The following is a 23,725-nucleotide window of genomic DNA, read 5'->3' on the forward strand; positions in this document are numbered from 1 at the left end:
CCACGACCCGGGCAGCGGGGATGGCCGGGGCGGCGACCGCACATCTTGGTCGTCATGGGATTCTGGCAGAGGCTCCACCGCGGGTGGGGCCACGTCCACGTCGTCACCCAGGAGCCGTCCCACATGCGTATCACGTCCGTCCTCGTCACTCTCGTCCTCGCCCTCGGCGCCGCCGGATGTGCCGACGAGGCGGGGACCCCCGAGGGCGCAGCGACCGGCACCACGGGCCCGACGGAGACCACGTCGGAGTCCCCCAGCCCCACCGAGGGGCCGGGAGGGGCCGGACAGACGATCGAGATCACCGTCGCGGGCGACACCGTCAGCCCCAGCGGCGAGCGCGTCGAGGTGCCGCTCGGCGAGGAGGTCGTGCTCGAGGTCACGGCAGACGCTCCCGGCGAGCTGCACGTCCACTCGACTCCCGAGCAGGAGCTCGCCTACGAGGCCGGCACCACCTCGTTCCCGCTGACCTTCGACCAGCCCGGCGTCGTCGAGGTCGAGTCGCACGACCTCGGCCTCACAATCGTCCAGCTCGAAGTCCGCTGACGTGACCGGTGACCTCGCGGCCGTCGGCGGCATCGCGCTGCACGGCCTGGGCGGCGCCAAGGACCTCCCCATCTCGCCCGAGCTGGCCATCGCCGGGGCCGTCGCCGCCCTCGTGCTCTCCTTCACGGTGCTGGCGGTCGCCTGGCGGGAGCCCCGCTTCAGGGGCGAGGCAGGCGGCCGGCCCGCCCCAGCCTGGCTCGACCGGCTCGCTTCCTCACCCGCCCTGGTGCTCGGGCTGCGGGTGCTGGGGATGGCCCTGTTCCTGTACGTCGGGTTCGCGGCCGTCTTCGGCAAGAACAGCCTCGTCAACCCGTTCCTCGGCGTGTTCTACGTCTGGGTCTGGGTCGGCCTCGTGCCGATGTCGCTGCTGTTCGGCCCGTTCTGGAAGGCGATCAGCCCGGCCCGCACGATCAACGCGGTCTTCGCGCGGCTGTCGGGGGGCGACCCCGAGGAGGGGCTCTACACCTGGCCTGCGCGCCTCGGCTACTGGCCGGCCGCCCTGGGCCTGTTCGCGTTCGTCTGGCTCGAGCTGGTCTATCCCAACTCGACCGAGCTCGGGTCCGTGCGCCTGTGGTGCGCGGCGTACCTCGGCGTCATGCTCGTCGGCGGCTCGCTCTTCGGCAACCGGTTCTACGAGCACGCGGACCCGTTCGAGGTCTACTCCACGCTGGTCGGCAAGCTGTCGGTCTTCGGCCAACGCGACGAGCCGGACGGCACCAGGCGCCTGGTGCTGCGCAGCCCGATGGCCAACCTCGACACGGTGGAGGTCCGCCCGGGCCTGGTGGCCGTCGTGGCGGTGCTCTTCGGCAGCACGGCGTTCGACTCGTTCAAGGACTCGAGTCCCTGGATCCGGTTCGTGCAGTCCAGCGAGGTGTCCTCCACGCTGCTCGACAATCTCGCCCTGCTCGCCTTCTGCACCGGCGTCGGCCTGGTGTTCGCGGTGGCCTCCATGGCCACGGGTGTGCACACGGGCATGCTCCGGTCGAGCCTGCCGGACACGTTCGCGCACTCGATCATCCCGATCATCGTGGGCTACATCGTGGCCCACTACCTGACCTACCTGGTCGAGTACGGCCAGACGACCCTGATCCAGCTCAGCGACCCGCTCAGCCGGGGCGACGACTGGCTCGGCACGGCTGACCTCTCGGTCAACTACTGGCTCTCCCTGCACCCCACGTTCCTGGCGAACACCAAGGTGCTCGGAGTCGTGGTGGGGCACGTGCTCGGCGTCGTGGCGGCCCACGACCGGGCCGTTCGGCTGCTGCCGGCCCGGCACCAGCTGACGGGTCAGCTGCCGCTGCTGCTCGCGATGGTCGGCTTCACCACAGGCGGCCTGTACCTGCTGTTCGCTGCGTGACGTCGTACGCCGCGCGCGCCATCGGCACGGGACCGTAGGGCCAGCCGGCGGGCGGTGCCTGGGTGACCGTGACGCTCTCACAGCTGCGCTGGTCGATCTTGTCCAGCGGATCCAGCCGGCCGACGTAGATCACCCGGTCGGCGCGGCCTTCGCCGGCGCCGCCGAGGTCGTCGTAGTCGTCGCAGTAGAACTCGTCGCGCATGCCGTCGTCGTAGAGGTAGAGGGTGTCGTCGCCCTGCTCTCCGAACGCCGCATCGGCACCGGGGCCGAGGAAGATCGTGTCGTTGCCGGGGTCGCCCTTGACGTAGAGGTCGTTGCCCTCGCCGTCGATGAGGACGTCGTCGCCCTCTCCGGCGTTGATCGCCATGTCGTTGCCCGGGCCGGCGTCGAGGACGTCGTTGCCGGTGTGGCCGATCAGCTTGTCGACGCCGTCGCCGCCGCGAATCGTGTCGTTGCCGGCGCCGCCGTTGGCCTCGGGGCAGCCCTGGTCGTTGCGGTCGGGGTGGCCGTCGTCGCCCGGTCCGGCGTCGATGACGTCGTCACCATCGCCGCCGTTGAGGCAGTCTGAGCCCTCGCCGCCCACGAGGGTGTCGTTGCCTGCGGCCGCGTCGATCTCGTCCTCGCCGGTCCCGGCGTCCAGGCTGTCGTCGCCGCTCCCGCCCACCAGGCGGTCGTTGCCGTCCACGCCGAGCAGGGTGTCGGCATCGGCGCCGCCGTCCAGCACGTCGCTCTCGGCGCCGCCGTCGAGGTGGTCCACGCCGGCCGCGCCGACCAGGCGGTCGAACCCGTCGCCACCGGCGATGGTGTCGGCGTCACCCTGGCCCTGGAGCGTGTCGTTGCCGGTCGAGCCCTCCAGCCGGTCGACGCCGGGACCGCCGATGAGCAGGTCGTCGTCGTCGCCGCCGTCCAGCACGTCGTCCCCGAGAGCACCGTTGAGCCGGTCACGACCGCTGACCCCGAAGAGGCGGTCATCGTCGTCCTGGCCCTCGAGGCGGTCGTTGCCCGAGCCACCGTCGACCTTGTCGTCACCGGGGCCGGCGAACACCTTGTCGTGGCCACCCCTGGCCTTGATCCGGTCGTTCCCGCCCAGGGCATTGATGGTGTCCGCCTTGCCGGTGCCCCGCAACGCGTCGTTGCCCCGGCTGGGCTTTCCGAGGACCGCTCCCACCGATGGGGCGGTGAGAGCCAGGGCGAAGAGGGACATGACGAAGAGGATCGCGACGCGGCGCATTCGAGACTCCGAGACAGTGGGGAAAGGCCGACGCTCTCATTGAAACAGAATGTCTCAACGATTTATCAATTTTCCTTCAAGCCGGTCAGCGGCGCAGCAGCCGCCGCCGGGGCGCACGACGGGCGCCGGCCGGGCTCACGGTCTCGGGCAGGACCGCGTCGACCACCCCGCCCAGGGCCCGTGCGAGCGGCGTGTCACCGCCCTCGGCCAGCGACCGGCCCGCCACCAGGGCGCGGTCGGCTGCAGGGCGGTCGTCGGGGAGGAAGTGGAGACCGGAGATGCGCGAGAAGCCCTCGACCATGCCGGCGATCTCGCGCTCCGACCAGCCGATGCTGGCGCGCATCCGGTTGACGACGACACGCACGGGCGCACCGCCTCGCAGGTCACGCAGCTCGACCAGCCCCCGGGCCAGCCGGGACAGGCCCACGGGGTCGGCGGCCCCGACGACCACCACCTCGTCCGCGGCGTCGAGCGCGGCGCGCGTCATCGCGTTGCGCCCGGGCCTGGAGCCGTAGTCGGAGCCGGGCTCGTCCTCGAGGCTGAAGCCGGTGTCGACGACCACGTGCCCCTGACCGACGGCCACCTGCAGCACCTGCTCGACGTGCGCCGGGCGGACCTCGAGCCACCGGTCCGCGCGTGGCAGCCCGGTCACCACCTGGAGGCGCTCGCTGACGGCCCGGCAGGTGGTGCGGAAGCGCTCACCGAGCTGGCCGGACGAAGCGAGTCGTGCGGCGGAGAGCAGACCCGAGGCCTCGTCGAGGACACCCAGCTGCTGGGCGACGCTGCCGCCGTAGGGGTCGGCGTCGACGAGCACCACCGGGACTCCGCGGCGCGCGCCCTCCGCGGCGAGCGAGACGGCCAGCGTCGTGCGACCCGGTGCGCCCGCCGGCCCCCAGACCGCTACCACCCGGTGCTCGGCTGCGCCGGACTCGGCCGGCGCCTCCTCGAGGTCGGGGTCCAGGCGGATGTGGGTGTCGGCCATGTCGTCCACGTGGGTGACCACGTCGGGAAGCGCGGTGAGGTCGTCGGACGCGACCAGGGCACGGATGTCGAGCCGGCCGGCCCGCTCCCGCACGTCGAGGTCGTCGACGCGGGACACGACCGCGACGGGGCGGACGGAGTGGCGGCGCAGGTGCGACACCGCGGCCGGATCGAGTCCGGGGGCGTCCAGCCCCACCACGGCCACATCGGCCTGGCCGCTCGTCGCGGCGGCGAGCAGGTCGTCGACGTCGACACAGCGCTTCAGCACGACCACGCCGCCGCGCGCCTCCAGCCGGGAGAACGCCTCCGACTCCCACGCGGCACCCGATGCCATGAGCAGCGCGCAGATCACGGCCCTCAGCCCCGCCCGACGACGCGCACCGCGCCGCTGCTGGCCGCTGCCAGCACGGCCGCAAGGGCGTCGTCCTCGTCGGCGGGGACGCCCAGCACCAGCTGGCGCCCGCCACCGACCGCGCCGAGCGTGTCCCGGGCGCTGGGCGCGTCGACCACCACGACGTCGGTCAGCACCGGGCTGGCCTTGCTGCCCCCACCGCGACGCTCGTCCACGACCCAGAGGTCGACGACCGAGCCCGGCTGCACACCGGTCGGCACCTCCTCGGCGGGGAAGGAGAGGGACACCGACACCGTGCCGGCGTCGGCGGCGCTGCCGAGGGCCGCCGCAGGCACGAGCTCGCCGCCTCCGAGGCCCCGCACCAGGTGGAGGTCGTCGGGCAGCGGCTCGGCGGCGAGCAGGTAGCGGTCCAGGTCGCCCGGGTCGTCGAAGCTCACCCGGCGCGCCACCAGGTCGCTCGCCTCCACCTCGTCACCGGCGGCGAGGTCACGGGCCGCGGCCCAGACACCCACGGAGTCGTCGGCGGCCCCCACGATCCGGGCGCCCGCGACGACCGAAGCGGCCACCAGGGCCACCCCGATCCACAGGCGTGGGTCGCGCCAGCCCGGGGGCCTGGCGCGCGTGGCGAGAGGGACTTCCGAGACGAGAGGGCTCCGAGACACGCCGACATCATCACCCGATCCGCCGGCCACCGGAATCCCGTTGTCCACAGAGGCCGCGCGCCCGCCGTACGTCCGGGGTCCGACGGGTGGCAGAGTTGGGCGCATGGCAGGCACTCCCCGGTTCCTCACGCTCGCGGACGTCGCGGAGGTACTGAACACCTCCAGCGCCCAGGTCTACGCGCTGGTCCGCCGCGGTGAGCTGCCCGCCATCAAGATCGGCGGGCGCGGCCAGTGGCGCGTGGAGGCGGACAAGCTCGAGGCCTTCATCCAGCAGATGTACGCCGAGACGAAGACGTTCGTCGACGAGCACCCGTTCGTCGACGACCGGGTCGAGCAGGAGCAGTAGCCCGGCTCAGCCGACCTCGCCGTCGAGGGTGACCTCGACCGTCCACTCCTCGTCGCCGCGCAGCACCGTCAGCTCGATCGTGTCGCCGGGCTGGTGGGTGCGGATGGCGACGATCAGCGCGATGCCGTCGGCCACGTGCTCGCCGTCGACCTTCGTGACGACGTCGTCCTTCTTGAGCCCCGCCTCCTCGGCCGGGGTGTCGGGCATCACCTCGGTGATCTCGGCGCCGGCCTCCGCGGGGTCACCGCCCACGCGGACCTGTGCGCCGATCACCGGGTAGCGCGCCTCACCGGTGCTGAGGATCTGGTCGGCGGTGGTGCGCACCTGCTCGATCGGGATGGCGAAGCCGACGCCGATGTTGCCGGCACCCTCGCCGCCGAACCCTCCCCCGGTGGTGGCGATGGCGGAGTTGACGCCCACGACCTCCCCGGCGAGGTTGACCAGGGGGCCGCCGGAGTTGCCGGGGTTGATGGCGGCGTCGGTCTGCACCGCGTTGATGTAGGACGCCTGGTTGTCCTCGTCGCCGGTCGTGACCGGACGGTCGAGGGCGCTCACGATGCCGGCGGTCACGGTCTGGCTCAGGCCGAGCGGCGATCCGAAGGCGACGACCGGGTCGCCGACCTGGAGGGACTCGGACTCACCCAGCGCGGCGGGGACGAGGCCCTCGGCGCCCTCGAGCTCGAGGATCGCGAGGTCGTAGACCGGGCTGCGGCCGACCACGGTCGCGTCGTGGCGCTCGCCCTCGTGGTCGACCACCACGATCGGCCCCTGGTCCTCCGCGGCCGACGCGACGACGTGGTTGTTGGTGACGACGTGGCCCTGCCTGTCCAGCACGAAGCCCGAGCCGGTGGCGCCGGCGTCGTCGCCCTCGTAGGAGGCGATGATCTGGAGCGTGCTGGGCAGGAGCGCCTGGGCCACCGCCTGGACGGAGCCGTTGTCGCGCGGGAGGGGGGCGGACGACGCCGTCCCGACGGTCTCGAGGCCCTCGGAGTCCTCGACCCGCTCGGCGGCCGTGGGGTCGGACTCCTGGACCAGTGCGGCGCCCAGGGCACCGCCGATCATGCCGACGAGGAGCGCGAGCACGGCCACGGCCGGCCAGATCCACCGGGGCACCCACCGGGAAGCCTCCGGCTCGCGAGCCAGGGGCAGCTGGCGGGTCAGCGGCTCGGTGACGGGTGCGGCGGCCGGCGGACCCCACGGCGACCACTCACGGCTCGCGGGCCGGGCCGGGCCGGGCTGGCCCGGACCGCGCTGGCCCGGAGCAGGCTGGTCGGGAGCAGGCTGGCCGGGCGCCGGACCCCACTGCGACGACGGCGGCGGGATCGGCGAGACGCCGGGCGCGGCCGACGGCCGCTCCTGCCAGGCGCCCCAGCCCGACAGGGGCTGCGTGGGCTCGTCTGCACCGTCCACAGGCGGCACCGCCGGGTGGTCGCGCTCTTCGTCGTCGGGGCGGTGCTCGTCGGTCACGGGACCATCTTCTCCCGAGCGACCCGGTCACCGAACACGGCCCAGTCCCCGAAGGGGGGCTGGACGGTGGCGGGGGCGAGTCGGTCGGGAGTGGCCCGGCGCCGGGCGCCCTGCGGGCGCGCCGGGTCGGGGGTGCTGCTGGAGGTCGGCCTGACCAGGTCGGTCACCGGTGGGCGCCGGTCGAGCTGGGGAGAGCCGGCGATGCCGAGGGCCAGCACGCCGACGACCGCGGCACCGGCCGCTCCTCCGCCGACGGCCACGAGCCCGCGCGAGCGGCTCGAGTGGCCGTGGCCGTGGCCGGCGGCGGTCGAGCCTGCGCCGGTGAGTGACGTCGGGAAGGCGGGCGGGCGGAGCAGGGAGTCCTTGAGGCCCGCTGGTGCAGCACCGCCGTCGAGCGACAGGGAGGCCAGCCGCGTCTTCACCCAGCCCTCGCGCTCCACCAGGTCACGGCAGGGATGGCAGGTGTGCACGTGCGCCCACGCCCGCTCCTCCTCCTCGGGCGACAGGCGACCGTCGAGCAGGGCGCTGACCTTCGGTCCGAGGTGGGCCATCAGCTCACCTCGCCCTGCGGCCTGGCCGGACCGGCGTACCTCTCCCGGCCCTCGATCGGGGCGCGGTGGGCCAGCGCCTTGCGGAGCATCGCGCGGCCACGGTGGATCCGCGAGCGCACGGTGCCGAGCTTGGCGTCCATGATCTCGGCGATCTCCTCGTAGGCGAGGCCCTCGACGTCGCAGAGCACCACGGCGGCGCGGAAGTCGGGCGGCAGGGTCGCCAGCGCGCGCTCGACGTCGTCGTCGAAGGTCTGGTCCTCGTACGCCGCGGCGGGGCTGGGCGAGGCGCTCTGCAGCCGGCTGGCGCGCTCGTCGGAGAGGGCGTCGAAGCGGATCCGCTGCTTGCGGCGCGCGCCGTCGAGGAAGAGGTTGGTGGTGATGCGGTGCAGCCAGCCCTCGAAGGTGCCCGGCGTGTAGGTGTCGAGCGAGCGGAACACCCGGACGAAGACCTCCTGGGTCAGGTCCTCCGCGTCGTGCCGGTTGCCGGTCAGGCGGTAGGCCAGCCGAAAGACCCGGTCGGAGTGGCGCTCGACGATCTCGTCCCACGTGGGGACGGTCCCGACGACCTCGATCGACTCGCTCACCCGTGCTCCCTGGCCTGTGGTGGTTGTTGCGTGCAGTGTGCTGACCTTCCCCAACCTAGGTGCTGGGCCTGAGAGGACCCTGTGAAGCATGACCGGCACAACGAGCCACGGGACCGGGTTGTTCCCGCGATAGAGTCCGAGCGTCAGGACGCCAGCGTCAGCGGACGTGGACCCAGGAGGCCGCCATCACCACCCCGATCAAGCCCACGAGCTGGACCTACGCCGAGGAGTACGTCGCGGAGGACGAGGTCCTGGCGGCGGCCCGGGCCCGCGCCGAGGAGGTCGGTGCGGTGGCGATCGGCCCCGGCGGCGGCGCCGCGCTGCGCTTCCTCGCGTCGGTGCTCGAAGCCCGCGCGGTCGTCGAGGTCGGCACCGGAGCGGGCGTCTCCGGCCTCTGGCTGCTGCGGGGCATGCGCTCCGACGGTGTCCTGACGACCGTCGACATCGAGGCGGAGCACCAGCGCCTCGCCCGCGAGACCTTCAACGACGCCGGCATCGCCGCCAACCGGGCCCGCACCATCGCCGGCGCCGCGCTCGACGTGCTGCCGCGGCTGACCGACGGCCACTACGACATCGTCTTCTGCGACGCCGACAAGCGGGAATACTCCGCCTACCTCAAGGAGGCCCTGCGCCTCCTTCGTCCCGGTGGCGTGGTGGCCTTCGACAACGCCCTGTGGCACGACCGGGTGGCCGATCCAGCCCAGCGCGACGAGGAGACGGTCGCGATCCGCGAGCTCGGCCGCGAGGTCGCCGAGGACGACACGCTCGTGCCGGTGCTGCTGCCGGTCGGTGACGGGCTGCTGCTCGCGAAGAAGACCTGGGACCCCGGCGCCTGAGCGGTCTGTGTCAGAGGCGGGGGCCGGCGGTGAAGCCGTCCTCGCCCTCCGCGACCGCGACGATGTCGCACGCCTCGATGAGGACCGGCGCACTGCCGGTGATCTTCGAGACCGGCGACTCGGCCGCTCCTTGCGTGAACGTGCGCTGGAAGTCCTCGCGCGCCTCGGTGCTCGCGAAGACGTAGCAGCCCTCGAACCACTCCCCCGGCCGGGTGCGCCACGTCTTGAAGCGCAGCCCCGTCATCCCGGTGAAGCGGGCGTGGGAGGTCTCGGCGACATACGACGCGAGCTCCGCGTCGACGCCCTCGGGGGCCCCCGCGAGGGACCACCTGACGGTCAGGCCCAGCATCAGACCACTCCTTCCAGCGGGTCGTCGGAGCCCAGCCACGCCAAGAGCAGCCGCGGCCCGAAGCCGGTCGGGCCCTGGGTCCACTCGTGGCGGTCGGCCGGCGCCTCGGCGTGGGACGCGAAGTCGAGGTGCAGCCACGGGAGGTCGCCGGAGAAGGCCTCGAGGAAGTGCGCCGCGGTGATCGCCATCGGCGAGCCGGCGGAGTTGTCGGCGTCGGCGACCTTCGAGGTGATGCGCTCGCGGTAGTCGTCGACGAGCGGCAGGCGCCAGACCAGCTCGCCCGACTCGGCAGACGCGGCGTCGAAGCGCGCGGCCAGGCCGTCGTGGCTGGCGAAGTAGCCGGCCGTGTTGAGCCCGAGGGCGACCTTCATCGCGCCGGTCAGGGTGGCGACGTCGACGAGCACGTCCGGCTCCACCTCCCGCACGGCGTACGCCATCGCGTCGGCCATCACGAGCCGGCCCTCGGCGTCGGTGTTGGTCACCTCGGTGGTCCGGCCGCCGTAGTGGCGGATCACGTCGCCGGGGCGCATCGAGGACCCGCCGATGGCGTTCTCGGCCATCGGGACGAGGCCGACGACCCGCACGGGGCAGTCGACGTCGCGCAGCGCGGCCATGGTGGCGATGACGGCGGCGCCCCCGCTCATGTCGCGCTTCATCGTGAGCATGTTGTCCGGCGGCTTGATGTCGAGGCCACCGGTGTCGAAGGTGATCCCCTTGCCGACGAGGGCGACGGTCGGCGTACGACGGGACGCGCCGTGCGGGGTGTAGTCCATCCGGACCAGGCGGGGCGGGGTCGCCGACCCGGCACCGACCGCGAGGATGCCGCCGAAGCCCTCGGCAGCGAGGCGCTCCTCGTCCCAGACCGTCACCTCCAGGCCGGCCGCCTCGCCGATCTCGCGGGCCTGCTCGGCCAGCCACCCGGGGTTCTTCAGGTTGGACGGCACGCTCGCGAGCATCCGCGAGCGCCAGCCCGCGCCACCGAGCGCGATCGCCCGGGCGAGGGCCTCGTCGCGCTCCTCGGCGTCGGGCAGGCCGGCCAGGACCACCCGGCCCACCGGCCGCTCCGCAGGTCCGTCCGAGCGCCAGTGGAACCCGAACGAGCCCAGCATCGTGCCCACCACGAAGGCGGCCAGCGCCTCGTCGGGCGCGATCGACGCGACCGTGGTGACGACGCTGGCGCGGTCCTTCAGGGCCCGCGCCAGGCTCGCGCCGGCGCGCCGGAGGTCGGTCGGCGACTGGTCCCCGACACCGACCAGCACCACGAGGCGCACGTCGTCGGAGACGACGGGCACCGTCACGAGCTCGCCGGCGCGACCGGTCGCCCGGGCGGACTCGAGTGCGCCGAGCAGGTCGACGCCGAGCCGCTCGGCGGCCTCGTCGGCGCCGGGGCCCAGGAGCGGCCCGTCGTCCCCCGGCAGGACGGGGAGGGCCCAGACCTCCGCGCCACCCACCTGGTGGGGCAGTGCCGGGCTGAGGGCGAACTCAGGCGGTGAGACCTGGGGAGGCAGCAGGCGCGAGTCGGCCACGATCAGCCGACGACGTCCTTGAGGGCGTCACCGAGGGCACCGGCCTCGTCGGCGTTGAGCTCCACCACGAGGCGGCCGCCGCCCTCGAGCGGGACGCGCATCACGATGCCGCGGCCCTCCTTGGTGACCTCGAGCGGTCCGTCGCCCGTCCTGGGCTTCATGGCGGCCATCGGCGCACCTCTTCCTCGTTCAGCTGGAGTGGCTCCACATGCGGATCGAGGCGGCCTGCGCCGCCTCGATCGGCGTCGTACCACTCCATTATCCCCTATGGGCAGAGTGATCGGGACCAACAGGGCTCTCGGCCACCGGCGAGCCGACTGGCAGACTGCCGTCATGCTCGCCCGGTCCGCCCTGTTCGACGTCTACGGCGACCACCTGCGCGACCGCGACCGGCGGGCCACCGTCGCCGGCCTGGTGCGGCTGCTGGAGACCGTCGGCATCGCCGCGCCCGCCGTGCGCACCGCCGTCTCCCGGATGGTCAGCCAGGGCTGGCTCGAGCCGGTCACGGTCGACGGCGCCCGAGGCTACGCCGCCACCACGCAGGCGATCCGCCGGCTCGAGGACACCAGCAACCGGATCTACCACCTCAGCTCCCGCGAGTGGGACGGGTGCTGGCATCTGGTGCTCCTCGAGCCGTTCTCCCACCGCACCACCCGCACAGCAGTCCACCGCGGGCTCTCCTTCCTGGGCTTCGCCGAGCTCTCGGACCGGGTGTGGGTGAGCGCGTGGGAGAGCCTCGGCCTCGAGGAGCTCCTCGCCAGGGCCGGGGCGCGCGCGACGACGGCCGTGGTGACCGACTTCTCCCCCGCCGACGCGCCCCTCCGCGCCTGGGACCTGCCGGCGATCGGCGCGGCGTACGCCGAGTGGCTCGAGCGGCAGACGACCGCGACCCGCGACCAGCTCAACGGCGACGACGACGCCGAGCGCGCAGCGTTCGCCGCCCGCTTCCACCTGGTCCACGAGTTCCGCAAGTTCCTCTTCACCGACCCCGGGCTGCCGGCCGAGCTGCTCCCTGCGGACTGGCCCGGGACGGCCGCAGCCGAGTGGTTCCGTGAGGAGTCGGCACGGCTCGCGCCGGCCAGCCGCGCCTTCGTCGCCCGGACGATGGCAGGCGACTGACCGGGTCGGGCAGACTGCGCGCATGACTGAGCCCCTCGCAGCCCCGGTCCTGCTCGACGTCACCGAGGGCGTCGCCACCATCACCCTGAACCGTCCGGACGCGATGAACAGCCTGGACGTCCCGACCAAGGAGCTGCTCCGCGACACCGTCCTCGCGGTCGCGGAGGACGAGGCGGTGCGCTGCGTCGTGCTGACCGGCACCGGGCGCGCGTTCTGCGTCGGCCAGGACCTCAAGGAGCACGTCCGCCTCCTCGAGGAGGGCGCCGACGTGCTGTTCCGCACGGTCGACGAGCACTACAACCCGACCGTGACCGCCATCGCCACGATGAACAAGCCGGTCATCGCCAAGGTGCAGGGCGTCGCGGCCGGCGCCGGCGCCTCACTGAGCTTCGCGTGCGACTTCCGCGTCCTCAGCGACGCCGCGGCGTACAACCTGGCCTTCACCGGCATCGCGCTCTCCTGCGACACCGGCATCTCGTGGACGCTGCCGCGGCTGGTCGGCAAGGCCGCGGCGCTGGAGATGCTCTACTCCCCGACCACGCTGTCCGCGCAGGAGGCGCTCGAACGCGGGCTGGCCACGAAGGTCGTCCCCGCGGCCGAGCTCGACGCCGAGGTGGACGCGCTGGCCCGCAGGCTCGCGGCCGGGCCGACCGTCGCCTACGGCTCGATCCGGCGGTCGCTCGCGCACGCAGCTGGCTCGTCCTTCGAGGACGCCGTCGCCTTCGAGTCGAAGATGATGAGCCTCACCGGCGGGACCCAGGACCACCGGGATGCCGTGGCGGCGTTCCTCGCCAAGGAGAAGCCGACCTTCCACGGTCGCTGATCAGCTCCGGCGGGCGCCCAGCAGGCGCAGCAGCTGGCGGGGCGCCTCGACCGCCATCCGGTGCCGGCTCGGGTGCGCGCCGTACTCCACCGTCACCGCCGCGCCGCGGAAGCGCGCGTTGAACCAGCCCGTCATGGTGCCGTGGCAGATGCCGCCGCAGTCGAGGGTGGTGCGCGGGAGGCGGAGGGCGCGCGCCAGACGCCGAGCGAAGTGGCGGTCCTTGGTGTCGGTGTCGACGCCCACGAGCGGCTGGTGGAAGCTGATCAGCCGCCGCGGCCGCACGTCACGCAGGAAGCGCATCACCGCGCGGGTCTCGGGCTCGCTCGCGGGAGCGCGACCGGACTCGTAGGTCCCGTCCAGGTCGGCCCACCGATAGGGATAGTTGCGGTTCAGGTCGACGCCGCGGGCGTTGCGGCGGGTGCGCTGGCGCAGCCCGTCGGGGTTGTAGTCGGGGATGACCCACAGGTCGACGCCGCGGATGGGCGCCCCGTCGCGCAGGCTGGTCAGGATCTGCCGGGTATGCGGCTCGTTGCCGTGCATCGTCGAGACCAGCAAGACCCGCCGCTCCCCGGGCTGGCCCAGCCGCCACGCCGTGATCGGGCGCCCGCGGACGGAGTGGCCGAGCACGAGTCGTTCCACGACGGCCGGCCGGCGAGGTTCGTACGCCGTGGGCGCGGCGCCGCCGGCAGGCGGCACGAGCGACGCCGACCCGGCCAACAGGGCCAGGACGAGTGCTCCGGCGCGCGGCCTCACACCGCCGAGGTGAGGTAGGCGAAGGTGAAGATCGCCACCGCGACGACCATGCCGACGTGGGCCAGCACCGAGAGGCCCGGCCCCTCGCTCCAGCTGTCGCTGCTGGCGTCGACGGCGTGGCGCCCGCGGGACGGCAGCCACCTCATCAGGATGAGCAGCCCGAAGATCGCGGTGACCCACCAGAAGCCCAGGCCGATGATCCCCACGAGCGGGCTCCCGATGAAGGAGTCCTCGGGGAAGACCAGGAACGGCACCCAGATGAGCAGGGCGAGCACGCCCGCCACGGTGTGGCCCAGCACCACGCCGCCGGGGACCTTGGCCCGTCCGGCACCCTCGTCACGCGCGAGCCGGAGCCGCGTCAGCACGACGACGACGGCAGCGAGCGCGGTGAGCACGTAGACGATCACGTCGGTCGACATTCTGCGAAGTGTGCCCTAGCCGATGGACTGGTCGCCACGACCCTCCGGCTCGCGGACGTCGGGCGGCGCGTCGAGCTGGTCGGCGAGCCGGGCGAGGAGCGAGTCGACCTCACTCATCCGGTAGCCGCGGAACGCGAGCGTGAAGCGCACGCGGCGCACGTCGTCGCCCGTGAGCGGGCCCGCCGGCACGCGGACGTCGGGGCGGTCGTCGTATGCCTCCGGCAGGGACCCGCCGCGCCCGGCGGCGACGGCGGCCACGCCACCCATCAGCAGCACGGCGAGGATGGCGAAGAACCACGTCATGGCGGTGTCCCTCTCGCTATTCGGGGCGCTCGGCGGGCGGGGTGGGCAGGGCGCCGTCGCGTGCCTTGACCATCAGCGCGACCGCCTCCTCGACGTCGTCGGTGAGCGTGAGCAGGTCCAGGTCGTCGGGGCTGATCTTGCCGCCGGCCAGCACGGTGCCGCGCAGCCAGTCGAGCAGGCCCTGCCAGTAGGACGTGCCCATCAGCACGACGGGGAAGCTCGTGACCTTCTGCGTCTGCACCAGGGTGAGCGCCTCGAAGAGCTCGTCGAAGGTGCCGAGGCCGCCGGGCAGCACGACGAAGCCCTGGGAGTACTTCACGAACATCGTCTTGCGGGCGAAGAAGTAGCGGAAGTTGATGCCCCTGTCGACCCACGGGTTGAGCCCCGCCTCGAAGGGCAGCTCGATGCCGAGGCCGACGCTGACGCCGCCCGCCTCGCTCGCCCCCTTGTTCGCGGCCTCCATCGCGCCGGGACCGCCGCCGGTGATGACCGCGAAGCCCTCCTCAGCGAGCCGGCCGCCGATCTTCTCCCCCACGAGGTAGTCCGGGTCCTCACCGCGGGTGCGCGCAGAGCCGAAGACCGCGATGGCGGGCCCCAGCTCGGCCAGGGCCCCGAAGCCCTCGACGAACTCCGCCTGGATGCGCAGCACGCGCCAGGGGTCGGTGTGCACCCAGTCGGTCGACCCGGCCGAGTCGAGCAGGCGCTGGTCGGTCGTGCCGGTGTCCACCTGGCCCCGGCGCATGATGACCGGGCCGCGGTGCTTGTACTTCATCCCTCTCCCCCTCCGATGCTCTGGTCCTGGGTCAGCCACAGTCGCAGCGTGTCCTCGCAGTGCAGGATCTCGGCGGCGCGCACGTGCTCGTCCGCCTTGTGTGCGTACGTCGGGTCGCCGGGGCCGAAGTTGACCGCCGGCACATCCAGCGCGGTGAACCGGGCGACGTCCGTCCAGCCGAACTTCGGGGCCACCTCGCCGCCCACCGCCTCGACGAAGGCCTTCGCGGCCGGCCGGTCGAGGCCCGGCAGCGCCCCGGGCGCGTTGTCGGTGACGATCACCTCGTAGCCGTCGAAGAAGTCGCGGACGAAGCCCTCGGCCTCGTCCGCCGAGCGGTCGGGGGCGTAGCGGAAGTTGATCGACACGACGCACTCGTCGGGGATGACGTTGCCCGCGACGCCGCCGCGGATGCCCACCGCGTTGAGCCCCTCGTGGTAGGCCAGGCCGTCGATCACGGGCTGCCGCGCGTCGTAGGCCGCGAGCCGGTCGAGGATGTCGCCCGCCTTGTGGACCGCGTTGACGCCCTTCCAGCTGCGCGCGGAGTGGGCACGCTCGCCGGTCGTCCGGACGTCGGCCTTCAGGGTCCCCTGGCAGCCGGCCTCGACGGAGGCGTTGCTCGGCTCCATCAGGATCGCGAAGTCCGCCGTGAGCAGCTCGGGGTCGCTGAGGGCGAGGAGCCGGAGTCCGTTGAACTCCGAGTCGATCTCCTCGGCCTCGTAGAGGACGTAGGTGACGTCGCGGACGGGCGCCGGCACGGTCGCCGCGAGCCGGAGGATGACGGCGTCGCCGCCCTTCATGTCGCAGGTGCCGAGCCCGTGGAGGACCTCCCCGTCGGGGGTCTGCTCGCGGACGCACGGCAGGTTGCCGTTGACCGGCACGGTGTCGAGGTGGCCGGCGATCACCACCCGCTCGCCCAGCCCCAGCTCCGTGCGGGCGACGACCGTGTGGCCGCGCCTGGTGACGCTGAGGTGGCCGAGCCCGCGCAGGGCCACCTCCACCGCATCGGCGATCGCCCGCTCGTCGAGGCTCACCGACTCGATGTCGACGAGCTGCTGGGTGAGGGTGACGGCGTCCGCGGAGAGGTCGAGCTCAGGCACGGGGTCCATCCAACCACCCTGAGCGACTCCCATCTCAGGCGCGCGCCACCCGGATGTCCAGCCCCTCGCCCTCGACCAGGTCGACGCTGGTGGCCAGCGTCTCGCCGGCGAGCAGCTCCTGATGGGCGCGCGCGGCATCCAGCACCTCCGCGGGCGCGGAGACGGTGAGCGCGATGCGGTCGCCGACCTCGAGGCCGGCGTCGCGGCGCGCCTGCTGCACGGTCCGCACCAGGTCGCGGGCGACGCCCTCGGCCTCGAGCTCCGGCGTGACCACCGTGTCGAGCACGACGAAGCCGCCGCGAGGCAGCATGCCGGTGGCGGTGCCGTCGTTGCTCGAGCCGGCCACCGTCTCGAGGGTGTACTCGCCCTGGACGAGCGCGAGCCCACCAGCAGTCACGGTGCCGTCCTCGGCGACCGACCAGTCGCCGCTCTTGGAGCCCTTGATCGCGGTCTGCACGTCCTTGCCGAGGCGCGGCCCGGCGGCGCGGGCGTTGACCGTGAGGCGCTGCTCCACGCCGTACGCCGCGGCCTCGGGCGTGTCGAGGTCGAGCAGCGACACCGCCTTGAGGTTGAGCTCGTCCGCGACGATCGGCTCGAATCCCGCCAGGGACGCGGCGTTCGGCACCACGACGGTGAGTCCGGCGAGGGGCAGCCGGGTGCGGTGGCCGGCCGCCTTGCGCAGGGCGGAGCCGGCCGAGCAGACGTCGCGGACCGCGTCCATCGCGGCCACCAGCTCGTCGTCGGCGGGCAGGTCGTCGGCAGCCGGCCAGTCGGCGAGGTGCACCGAGCGGCCACCGGTCAGGCCCCGCCAGACCTCCTCGGTCGTCAGCGGCATCAGCGGGGCGGTGGCCCGGCAGACGACCTCGAGCACGGTGTAGAGGGTGTCGAAGGCGTCGGGGTTGTCACCCCAGAAGCGGTCGCGGGAGCGGCGGATGTACCAGTTGGTCAGCACGTCGAGGAACGTCCGCGTCGTGTCGCACGCGTTCGCCACCTCGTAGTTGTCCAGCTGGTGGGTCATCTGCTCGACGAACTGCCGGCACTTGGCCAGCAGGTAGCGGTCGAGCGGATCGGTGCTGTCCGTGCGCCACTGCGCGTCGTAGCCCTCACCGCCGTTCGCGGCGTTGGCATAGAGGCTGAGGAAGTACCAGCTGTTCCACAGCGGGATCATCACCTGGCGCACCGAGTCGCGGATGCCCTGCTCGGTGACGACGAGGTTGCCGCCGCGCAGGATCGGGCTCGACATCAGGAACCAGCGCATCGCGTCGGCGCCGTCGCGGTCGAAGACCTCGCGGACGTCGGGGTAGTTGCGCAGGCTCTTGGACATCTTGTTGCCGTCGGAGCCGAGGACGATGCCGTGGCTCACGCACGCCGAGAACGCCGGGCGGTCGAAGATCGCTCCGGCGAGGATGTGCAGCGTGTAGAACCAGCCGCGGGTCTGGCCGATGTACTCGACGATGAAGTCGGCCGGGAAGTGGTGCTCGAACCACTCGGCGTTGTCGAACGGGTAGTGCACCTGGGCGAAGCTCATCGAGCCGGAGTCGAACCACACGTCGAGGACGTCGGTGACGCGGCGCATCGTCGACCTGCCCGTGGGGTCGTCGGGGTTGGGCCGGGTGAGCTCGTCGACGAACGGCCGGTGCAGGTCGGGGTTGCCGTCCTTGTCGCGCGGCAGGCGGCCGAAGTCGCGCTCGATCTCCTCGAAGCTGCCGTAGACGTCGATGCGCGGGTGGGCCGGGTCGTCGGACTTCCACACCGGCACCGGGGAGCCCCAGAAGCGGTTGCGGGTGATCGACCAGTCGCGGGCGTTCTCCAGCCACCTGCCGAACTGGCCGTGCTTGATGTGGTCGGGCACCCAGCGGATCTGCTCGTTGAGCTCCACGAGCCGCTGCTTGACCTTGGTGACCTCGACGAACCAGGACGAGACGCCCTTGTAGATCAGGGGCTCGCGGCACCGCCAGCAGTGCGGGTAGGAGTGGTCGTAGGTCTCGCGGCGCAGCAGCACCGTGCCGGGGGTCACGGAGCCCGTCGGTCTCGATACGCCGCCTCGTTCCTCGGCGGCTACTCGACCACCGAAGGCAGCGGTGGCCGCCTTGAGGTGGTCGATGATCTGCAGGTTGGCGTCGAAGACGAGCATGCCCTCGTAGTCGGTGACCGGGTGCGTGAAGCGGCCGTCCTTGCCGACCGGCATGACCGGCTCGATGCCCTCGCGGTCGGTGACCACCTTGTCGTCCTCACCGAAGGCGCCCGCGGTGTGGACCATGCCGGTGCCGTCCGTGGTGGTGACGAACTCCGCCGCGACCAGGCGGAAGGCGCGTTCGTGCCCGAGGTAGTAGGAGAACGGCGGGGTGTAGCTGCGGCCGACCAGGTCGGCGCCGCGGTGGCGGGAGACGATGGTGAGCTCGCCGTCCTCGTTCGCCAGGTCGCGGGAGTACGCCGCGAGGCGGGGCTCGGCGACCAGGTAGCGCGCGGTCTCGGTCGCGCCCGGGACGGCCGCCTCCACCACGACGTACTCGATGTCCTCGCCCACCATGACGGCGAGGTTGGAGGGCAGGGTCCACGGGGTCGTCGTCCAGACGAGGGCCAGGACGCCGCCGAGCTCGTCGTCCGGCTCGTCGGTGGGATCGATGCGGAACCCGACGGTGACGGCCGGGTCCTGCCGGACCTGGTAGACGTCGTCGTCCATCCGCAGCTCGTGGTTGGACAGCGGGGTCTCGTCGTTCCAGCAGTAGGGCAGGACGCGGAAGCCCTCGTAGACCAGGCCCTTGTCGTGCAGCTGCTTGAACGCCCAGATGACCGACTCCATGAACTCGGGGTTCATGGTCTTGTAGTCGTTGTCGAAGTCGACCCAGCGCGCCTGGCGGGTGACGTAGTCGCGCCACTCGCCGGTGTACTTGAGCACCGACGCGCGACAGGCCTCGTTGAACTTCTCGATGCCGAGCTCGACGATCTCGTCGGTGGTCTTGATGCCGTTGAGGCGCATCGCCTCGAGCTCGGCGGGCAGCCCGTGGGTGTCCCAGCCGAAGCGGCGCTCGACGCGGCGGCCACGCATCGTCTGGTAGCGCGGGATCAGGTCCTTGACGTAGCCGGTCAGCAGGTGCCCGTAGTGCGGCAGGCCGTTGGCGAAGGGCGGGCCGTCGTAGAAGACGAACTCGTTCTCGCCGTTCTCGCCCGCGTCGCGCTGCTCCACGCTCGCCCGGAAGGTGTCGTCCTTCGCCCAGTAGTCGAGGACGGCCTCCTCGATCGCCGGGAAGCGCGGGCTCGAGGGGACGCTCGTCGCATCCGTGTGGGAGACCTTGGGGTACGTCATGGGCTGCCTGACCTCGCTGGTTTTCACCTGCGAGGACGACTTCCTCCGGCGGAGGCTGCCGCGGTACCACCTCGCTTGCCCTGGCCCTCCTCGTCGACCGCCGTGAGCTACCGGTGGTCGAGCGGGTCGAGACCAGGACCGCTCGTTCGAGGCTGTGACGGGCCCACCCGTCCGGTTCTACTGGGGACCGTGCGGCCCTGTTCTTCCGGAGGCTCGCCGCTGATGACGGCTCAAGCGCCTGTGCCCCGATCGTACGGCGCGGGGTGGGGACCGCGCGAATCAGTTGGCGGCTTCAGTGAGGATGTCGCCATGAGCCAACCCGGATACGACGGCATGTTCGTCCCCCACGACCAGGATCCGCGCCAGTCGGCCACGCCCAGCCGCGGCGAGCGGGCGGTGCTCGTCGACTATCTCGACGCCTACCGGCTGACGCTGGAGCTGAAGTGCGAGGGGCTGACGCCCGACCAGCTCGCGACTCCCGCCGTACCGCCCTCGAGGATCTCGCTGCTCGGGCTGGTCCGGCACATGGCCCGGGTCGAGCACTCTTGGTTCCGCAGGGTCATCGAGGGGCAAGACCTCGACAAGCTGTTCTCCGAGGCGGGTGGCGACGGGGGGTTCACCGTGCCGCGGGCCGACGACGGGAGCGTGTCGGCGGAGACCGTCACCGAGGCGTTCGACCTGTGGAGGGCCGAGGTCGCCCACGCCCGGGAGGTGCTGGCCGGGGTCGAGCTCGACCACCTCGTCAAGGTCGACGACGACGAGATCGAGGTCCGCGACCTCGTGGTCCACATGATCGAAGAGTACGCCCGCCACTGCGGGCACGCCGACCTCGTCCGCGAGTGCCTGGACGGCCGCGCCGGGCAGTGAGTCGGCGGGCATAGCGAGCCGCAGCCCGGCGTTGCAGCGACGTGACCGCCCACTCCTCCGTCGTGATCGGGGCCGGCCAGGCCGGCCTGTCGGCGTCCTACCACCTGACCCGTCGCGGCGTGGACCACGTGGTCCTGGATGCGGACGAGGCCCCCGGCGGCGCCTGGCAGCACCGCTGGGACTCGCTGACGATGCAGGACGTCCACGGCGTCGCTGACCTGCCCGACTCACCAGCGCCGGTCGCCGGTGGCCGCGCCAACCGCGTGGTGCCGGCCTGGTTCGCGGCCTACGAGCGGATGCACCGGCTGCCGGTGGTCCGCCCGGTCCGCGTCGACGCCGTGACGAGTGAGGGAGAGCTGCTCGTCGCACAGGCTGGCGCCCGGACCTGGCACGCCCGCACCCTGGTCAACGCGACGGGGACGTGGCGGCGGCCCTTCGTGCCGCGCTACCCGGGCGTGGAGACGTTCGCCGGCGAGCAGCTGCACACGGTCGACTACCCGGGCGCAGAGCACTTCCTCGGAAGGCGGGTGCTGGTGGTGGGTGGCGGAGCCTCGGCGGTGCAGTTCCTCGGCGAGCTGGCCCCGGTGACCGACACGCTGTGGGTGACCCGCCGGCCGCCGGTGTGGCGCGACGGCTTCGACCGTGAGGTCGGCCGGGCGGCGGTGGCCCTGGTGGAGGAGCGGGTGCGCCGTGGCCTCCCGCCTGCCAGCGTGGTCAGCGTGACCGGGCTGGCGCTGCGGGAGCAGGAGCGGGAGGCCGCGCGGCTGGGCGCCTACCAGCGCAGGCCGATGTTCTCGCGCGTCGAGCCCGACGGGGTGCGCTGGGCGGACGGCTCCTTCGAGCCGGTCGACGTGATCCTCTGGGCCACCGGCTTCCGTCCGGACGTCGCCCACCTGGCGCCGCTGCACCTGCGCAGCCCTGAAGGTGGGATCCAGCTCGACGGGACCACCGCCGTCGGCGACCCGCGGGTGCAGCTCGTGGGCTACGGCCCGTCGGCGAGCACCATCGGCGCGAACCGGGCGGGAAGGGCCGCGGCGGTCGCCGTCGCGCGACACCTGGAGTCGGCGGATCCCGTCGCCGTCGGCTGGTGAGTGGCCCGGGCTCGTGGGTCCGTAGAGTGTCTGCGTGACTGAGACGACTCCCACGACCGCCCACGGCTGGGGCCTGGCGACGCTGCACGGTGACACCGTCCTCGACGTCTGGTTCCCCTCCCCCGCGCTCGGCGAGGCCGACGGCGGCGACACCGCGCCCGCCGAGCTCGCCGCCCTCGAGGGCAAGGACGACCTCCGCGACGTACGGCGCGAGCCGCGCCTGGTCTCGATCGCGGACCTCCAGGCAGCGCCGACATCCACCGAGGACGTCTGGCTGCGCCTGCACCTGCTCTCCTCGCGGCTCGTGAAGCCGCACACCATCTCCATGGAGGGCGTCTTCGGGCTGCTCACCAACGTCGTCTGGACGAGCGCCGGACCGTGCGCGGTCGAGGGGTTCGAGACGACCCGTGCCCGCCTCATGGGGGCGGGCCAGCACGTCACCGTCTACGGCGTGGACAAGTTCCCCCGACTCGTCGACTACGTCATGCCGTCGGGCGTGCGGATCGCTGACGCCGACCGGGTCCGGCTCGGCGCCCACCTCGCCGAGGGCACCACCGTCATGCACGAGGGCTTCGTCAACTTCAACGCCGGGACGCTGGGCGCCAGCATGGTCGAGGGCCGCATCTCCGCGGGCGTGCTGGTCGGCGACGGCTCCGACATCGGCGGCGGCGCCTCGATCATGGGCACCCTGTCGGGCGGCGGCAAGGAGGTGATCTCGGTCGGCGAGCGGTGCCTCCTAGGCGCCAACGCCGGCATCGGCATCAGCCTCGGCAACGACTGCGTCGTCGAGGCCGGCTGCTACGTCACCGCCGGCACCAAGGTGACCGTGCTCGACATGGACTCCAAGCCCAAGGTGATCAAGGCCGCCGCGCTCTCCGGCGCGCACAACGTGCTCTTCCGCCGCAACTCGGTCACCGGCGCCATCGAGGCCGTGCCGTGGCAGGGCGGGGGCATCGAGCTCAACGCCGACCTGCACGCCAACTAGGCAGGCACGCGAGAACGCCGCCCACGTGGACTTGAGCGGCATGTCACCCTTTGCGGCGTGAGGCGACTGCGCGAGATCCTGGCGCTCGGCCTCGCCGCGGCGGTGGTCTTCGTCGTGGTCGGAATCCTCGTCAACCGCGGCATCGGCCCTCTCCCTGACGCCGAGGGCTGCAGGGCCGAGGTCGACGGCCACGTCGTGGAGCTCTCCCTCGAGCAGGCGGAGAACGCGGCCCTGATCACTGCCATCTCGGTGCAGCGGGGCCTGCCGGCGCGCGCCGCCAGCATCGCCCTCGCCACGGCGTACCAGGAGTCGAAGATCGTCAACGTCGAGCACGGCGACCGCGACTCGCTCGGCCTCTTCCAGCAGCGGCCATCGCAGGGCTGGGGCACCCGTGAGCAGGTGCTGGACCCCGTGCACGCGACGCATGCGTTCTACGACGCGCTTGAGAAGGTCGACGGCTACCGCGAGATGGACATCACCGAGGCTGCCCAGGCGGTGCAGCGGTCGGCCTACCCCGACGCGTACGCCCAGCACGAGGCCGACGCCCGGGCGCTCGCGTCCGCCCTGACGGGCAACTCGCCGGCCGCCTTCTGGTGCACCACGCCGGGCGACGCCGACGAGGCACCCGACCGGCTCGACGGCCAGGGGCTGGTCCAGCGCGCCGCGGTCGTGCGCGACGAGATCGAGGGTGTCTTCGGGCCGCAGTCGATGGGCGGCTTCCAGCCGGGCGGCGTCTCGAGCGGGCACATGGCCGGCTCGGCGCACTACGAGGGCCGGGCGGTCGACGTGTTCGTGCGGCCCATCAGCCCGGGGAACCGGCGCAGCGGCTGGGCCATCGCGTCCTACCTGGTGGCCCAGGCCGACCGGCTGTCGATCAACACCGTCATCTTCGACGACCGGATCTGGCACGCGGGCTCGCGCTCGGACGACGGCTGGACCGACTACGAGGTGCCGTCGTCCTCGCGGGGCGACCAAGCCATCCTCGAGCACCGCGACCACGTGCACGTCGACGTCGCGGACTAGTCCGACAAGTGCATCGGATCCTTCCCGCGTGCGATCACGGGCAAGGTTGTGGGTTGTCCTCGATCCGGAAGACTGGCGGGTCGCTGCTCGGGGCGACGAACGTCGCGTAGAGCGTTGCCCCTGCCGTGCTGGTGACCAGCCCCGGCTCATCGCCGTGCTCGACGAACACGGAACCGTTCGGGAGGCCCGGTCCGTACTGCTCACGGCTGCAGTCGGAGTCCCAGACGGTCACCGAACCGGACTGCACTGCCACGATCACCATGCCCGGGTGGTGATGCCAGCCGCTGGAGCCGCCTGCATCGATGACCACCTTCTGGACGAGGACGTCCCGACCACCCGTCCGGGCCATGGCAACACTGGGGACCCGGCACTAGCGTGGAC

At 72.6% G+C, this 23,725-nt stretch carries 26 protein-coding genes; 10 read left to right on the forward strand and 16 right to left on the reverse strand.

Features of this window, described 5'->3' with window-relative positions:
* The first annotated feature begins 54 nt into the window (after positions 1-54).
* Together DDE18_RS16315 and DDE18_RS16320 are read left to right on the forward strand one after the other, a co-directional pair.
* Complete coding sequence (locus tag DDE18_RS16315) at positions 55-543, forward strand: hypothetical protein (RefSeq protein ID WP_116573342.1); 489 nt, start codon at positions 55-57, stop codon at positions 541-543.
* Position 544: 1 nt separating this feature from the next.
* On the forward strand, positions 545-1,900 hold the full coding sequence (locus DDE18_RS16320) for a hypothetical protein (RefSeq protein ID WP_116573343.1): 1,356 nt from the start codon (positions 545-547) through the stop codon (positions 1,898-1,900).
* Here the strand turns inward: DDE18_RS16320 and DDE18_RS16325 are convergent.
* The 3 genes from DDE18_RS16325 to DDE18_RS16335 form a co-directional block, all read right to left on the reverse strand.
* Positions 1,863-3,131, reverse strand: coding sequence for a calcium-binding protein (locus DDE18_RS16325; protein WP_116573344.1), 1,269 nt, complete (start codon positions 3,129-3,131; stop codon positions 1,863-1,865). The two genes, DDE18_RS16320 and DDE18_RS16325, sit on opposite strands and share 38 nt — an antisense overlap.
* A gap of 85 nt (positions 3,132-3,216) precedes the next feature.
* Positions 3,217-4,464: a CpaE/TadZ family protein gene (locus DDE18_RS16330; RefSeq protein ID WP_116573345.1), complete on the reverse strand. Its 1,248-nt coding sequence runs from the start codon at positions 4,462-4,464 to the stop codon at positions 3,217-3,219.
* A 5-nt stretch (positions 4,465-4,469) separates the two neighbouring features.
* Positions 4,470-5,126, reverse strand: coding sequence for a hypothetical protein (locus DDE18_RS16335; protein WP_133241250.1), 657 nt, complete (start codon positions 5,124-5,126; stop codon positions 4,470-4,472).
* 103 nt (positions 5,127-5,229) lie between these two features.
* Here DDE18_RS16335 and DDE18_RS16340 point away from each other — a divergent pair, with 103 nt between their 5' ends.
* A complete protein-coding gene (locus DDE18_RS16340; protein ID WP_116573347.1) occupies positions 5,230-5,472 on the forward strand; it encodes a helix-turn-helix domain-containing protein in 243 nt (80 codons plus the stop codon).
* A 6-nt stretch (positions 5,473-5,478) separates the two neighbouring features.
* On the opposite strand, the gene DDE18_RS16345 is transcribed toward DDE18_RS16340, so the two are convergent.
* The 3 genes from DDE18_RS16345 to sigE are packed head-to-tail and all read right to left on the reverse strand — an operon-like array spanning position 5,479 to position 8,074.
* Complete coding sequence (locus tag DDE18_RS16345) at positions 5,479-6,939, reverse strand: trypsin-like peptidase domain-containing protein (RefSeq protein WP_245916772.1); 1,461 nt, start codon at positions 6,937-6,939, stop codon at positions 5,479-5,481.
* Positions 6,936-7,490, reverse strand: coding sequence for an anti-sigma factor family protein (locus DDE18_RS16350; RefSeq protein WP_116573348.1), 555 nt, complete (start codon positions 7,488-7,490; stop codon positions 6,936-6,938). The genes DDE18_RS16345 and DDE18_RS16350 overlap by 4 nt, the downstream gene beginning before the upstream one ends.
* The gene (gene sigE, locus DDE18_RS16355; protein WP_245916773.1) at positions 7,490-8,074 is read right to left on the reverse strand and encodes an RNA polymerase sigma factor SigE; all 585 of its coding nucleotides are present in this window, start codon (positions 8,072-8,074) and stop codon (positions 7,490-7,492) included. The genes DDE18_RS16350 and sigE overlap by 1 nt, the downstream gene beginning before the upstream one ends.
* Before the next feature lie 290 nt (positions 8,075-8,364).
* Between sigE and DDE18_RS16360 the strand changes: the two genes are divergently transcribed.
* Positions 8,365-8,910, forward strand: a complete 546-nt coding sequence (locus DDE18_RS16360) for an O-methyltransferase (protein WP_425437575.1) — start codon at positions 8,365-8,367, stop codon at positions 8,908-8,910.
* A gap of 10 nt (positions 8,911-8,920) precedes the next feature.
* Here the strand turns inward: DDE18_RS16360 and DDE18_RS16365 are convergent, their stop codons facing one another.
* The 3 genes from DDE18_RS16365 to DDE18_RS16375 are packed head-to-tail and all read right to left on the reverse strand — an operon-like array spanning position 8,921 to position 10,955.
* Positions 8,921-9,259: a hypothetical protein gene (locus DDE18_RS16365; protein WP_116573351.1), complete on the reverse strand. Its 339-nt coding sequence runs from the start codon at positions 9,257-9,259 to the stop codon at positions 8,921-8,923.
* Complete coding sequence (locus DDE18_RS16370) at positions 9,259-10,785, reverse strand: leucyl aminopeptidase (protein ID WP_116573352.1); 1,527 nt, start codon at positions 10,783-10,785, stop codon at positions 9,259-9,261. Before DDE18_RS16370 ends, DDE18_RS16365 begins: the two co-directional genes overlap by 1 nt.
* Positions 10,786-10,787: 2 nt before the next feature.
* Positions 10,788-10,955: a DUF3117 domain-containing protein gene (locus DDE18_RS16375; RefSeq protein WP_082599809.1), complete on the reverse strand. Its 168-nt coding sequence runs from the start codon at positions 10,953-10,955 to the stop codon at positions 10,788-10,790.
* 163 nt (positions 10,956-11,118) lie between these two features.
* Here DDE18_RS16375 and DDE18_RS16380 point away from each other — a divergent pair, with 163 nt between their 5' ends.
* A complete protein-coding gene (locus DDE18_RS16380; protein ID WP_116573561.1) occupies positions 11,119-11,904 on the forward strand; it encodes a PaaX family transcriptional regulator in 786 nt (261 codons plus the stop codon).
* 22 nt (positions 11,905-11,926) lie between these two features.
* Complete coding sequence (locus tag DDE18_RS16385; RefSeq protein WP_116573353.1) at positions 11,927-12,727, forward strand: enoyl-CoA hydratase/isomerase family protein; 801 nt, start codon at positions 11,927-11,929, stop codon at positions 12,725-12,727.
* On the opposite strand, the gene DDE18_RS16390 is transcribed toward DDE18_RS16385, so the two are convergent.
* The 6 genes from DDE18_RS16390 to ileS are packed head-to-tail and all read right to left on the reverse strand — an operon-like array spanning position 12,728 to position 19,378.
* Positions 12,728-13,480 carry a murein peptide amidase A gene (locus tag DDE18_RS16390; protein ID WP_165821203.1) on the reverse strand — a complete coding sequence of 251 codons (753 nt, stop codon included), beginning with the start codon at positions 13,478-13,480 and terminating at the stop codon, positions 12,728-12,730. It lies immediately after the preceding gene.
* Positions 13,477-13,899: a hypothetical protein gene (locus DDE18_RS16395; protein WP_116573355.1), complete on the reverse strand. Its 423-nt coding sequence runs from the start codon at positions 13,897-13,899 to the stop codon at positions 13,477-13,479. Before DDE18_RS16395 ends, DDE18_RS16390 begins: the two co-directional genes overlap by 4 nt.
* 15 nt (positions 13,900-13,914) lie before the next feature.
* The gene (locus tag DDE18_RS16400; RefSeq protein ID WP_116573356.1) at positions 13,915-14,202 is read right to left on the reverse strand and encodes a DivIVA domain-containing protein; all 288 of its coding nucleotides are present in this window, start codon (positions 14,200-14,202) and stop codon (positions 13,915-13,917) included.
* 16 nt (positions 14,203-14,218) lie between these two features.
* Positions 14,219-14,974, reverse strand: coding sequence for an LOG family protein (locus DDE18_RS16405; RefSeq protein WP_245916775.1), 756 nt, complete (start codon positions 14,972-14,974; stop codon positions 14,219-14,221).
* Entirely contained in the window at positions 14,971-16,071 is a 1,101-nt protein-coding gene (gene dapE / locus DDE18_RS16410) for a succinyl-diaminopimelate desuccinylase (protein ID WP_425437576.1), read from the reverse strand. The genes DDE18_RS16405 and dapE overlap by 4 nt, the downstream gene beginning before the upstream one ends.
* 34 nt (positions 16,072-16,105) lie before the next feature.
* Positions 16,106-19,378 (reverse strand): isoleucine--tRNA ligase, encoded by a 3,273-nt coding sequence (ileS, locus tag DDE18_RS16415; RefSeq protein WP_116573358.1) that lies wholly within the window; start codon positions 19,376-19,378, stop codon positions 16,106-16,108.
* 309 nt (positions 19,379-19,687) lie between these two features.
* On the opposite strand from ileS, the gene DDE18_RS16420 reads away from it, so the two are divergent.
* Genes DDE18_RS16420 through DDE18_RS16435 form a run of 4 tightly spaced genes read left to right on the forward strand, consistent with a single transcriptional unit; the run spans position 19,688 to position 23,344 of the window.
* Entirely contained in the window at positions 19,688-20,245 is a 558-nt protein-coding gene (locus tag DDE18_RS16420) for a DinB family protein (protein ID WP_211754587.1), read from the forward strand.
* 41 nt (positions 20,246-20,286) lie between these two features.
* Positions 20,287-21,336 carry an FAD-dependent oxidoreductase gene (locus DDE18_RS16425; RefSeq protein WP_116573359.1) on the forward strand — a complete coding sequence of 350 codons (1,050 nt, stop codon included), beginning with the start codon at positions 20,287-20,289 and terminating at the stop codon, positions 21,334-21,336.
* A gap of 34 nt (positions 21,337-21,370) precedes the next feature.
* Complete coding sequence (dapD, locus tag DDE18_RS16430) at positions 21,371-22,321, forward strand: 2,3,4,5-tetrahydropyridine-2,6-dicarboxylate N-succinyltransferase (protein WP_116573360.1); 951 nt, start codon at positions 21,371-21,373, stop codon at positions 22,319-22,321.
* Between the two features lie 57 nt (positions 22,322-22,378).
* Complete coding sequence (locus DDE18_RS16435; RefSeq protein ID WP_245916776.1) at positions 22,379-23,344, forward strand: VldE C-terminal domain-containing protein; 966 nt, start codon at positions 22,379-22,381, stop codon at positions 23,342-23,344.
* Between the two features lie 34 nt (positions 23,345-23,378).
* On the opposite strand, the gene DDE18_RS16440 is transcribed toward DDE18_RS16435, so the two are convergent.
* On the reverse strand, positions 23,379-23,693 hold the full coding sequence (locus DDE18_RS16440; RefSeq protein WP_116573361.1) for a cupin domain-containing protein: 315 nt from the start codon (positions 23,691-23,693) through the stop codon (positions 23,379-23,381).
* Positions 23,694-23,725 lie beyond the last annotated feature (32 nt).

It is taken from the genome of Nocardioides gansuensis, from assembly GCF_003076135.1.
In the GTDB taxonomy this organism is placed as follows: Bacteria; Actinomycetota; Actinomycetes; order Propionibacteriales; family Nocardioidaceae; genus Nocardioides; species Nocardioides gansuensis.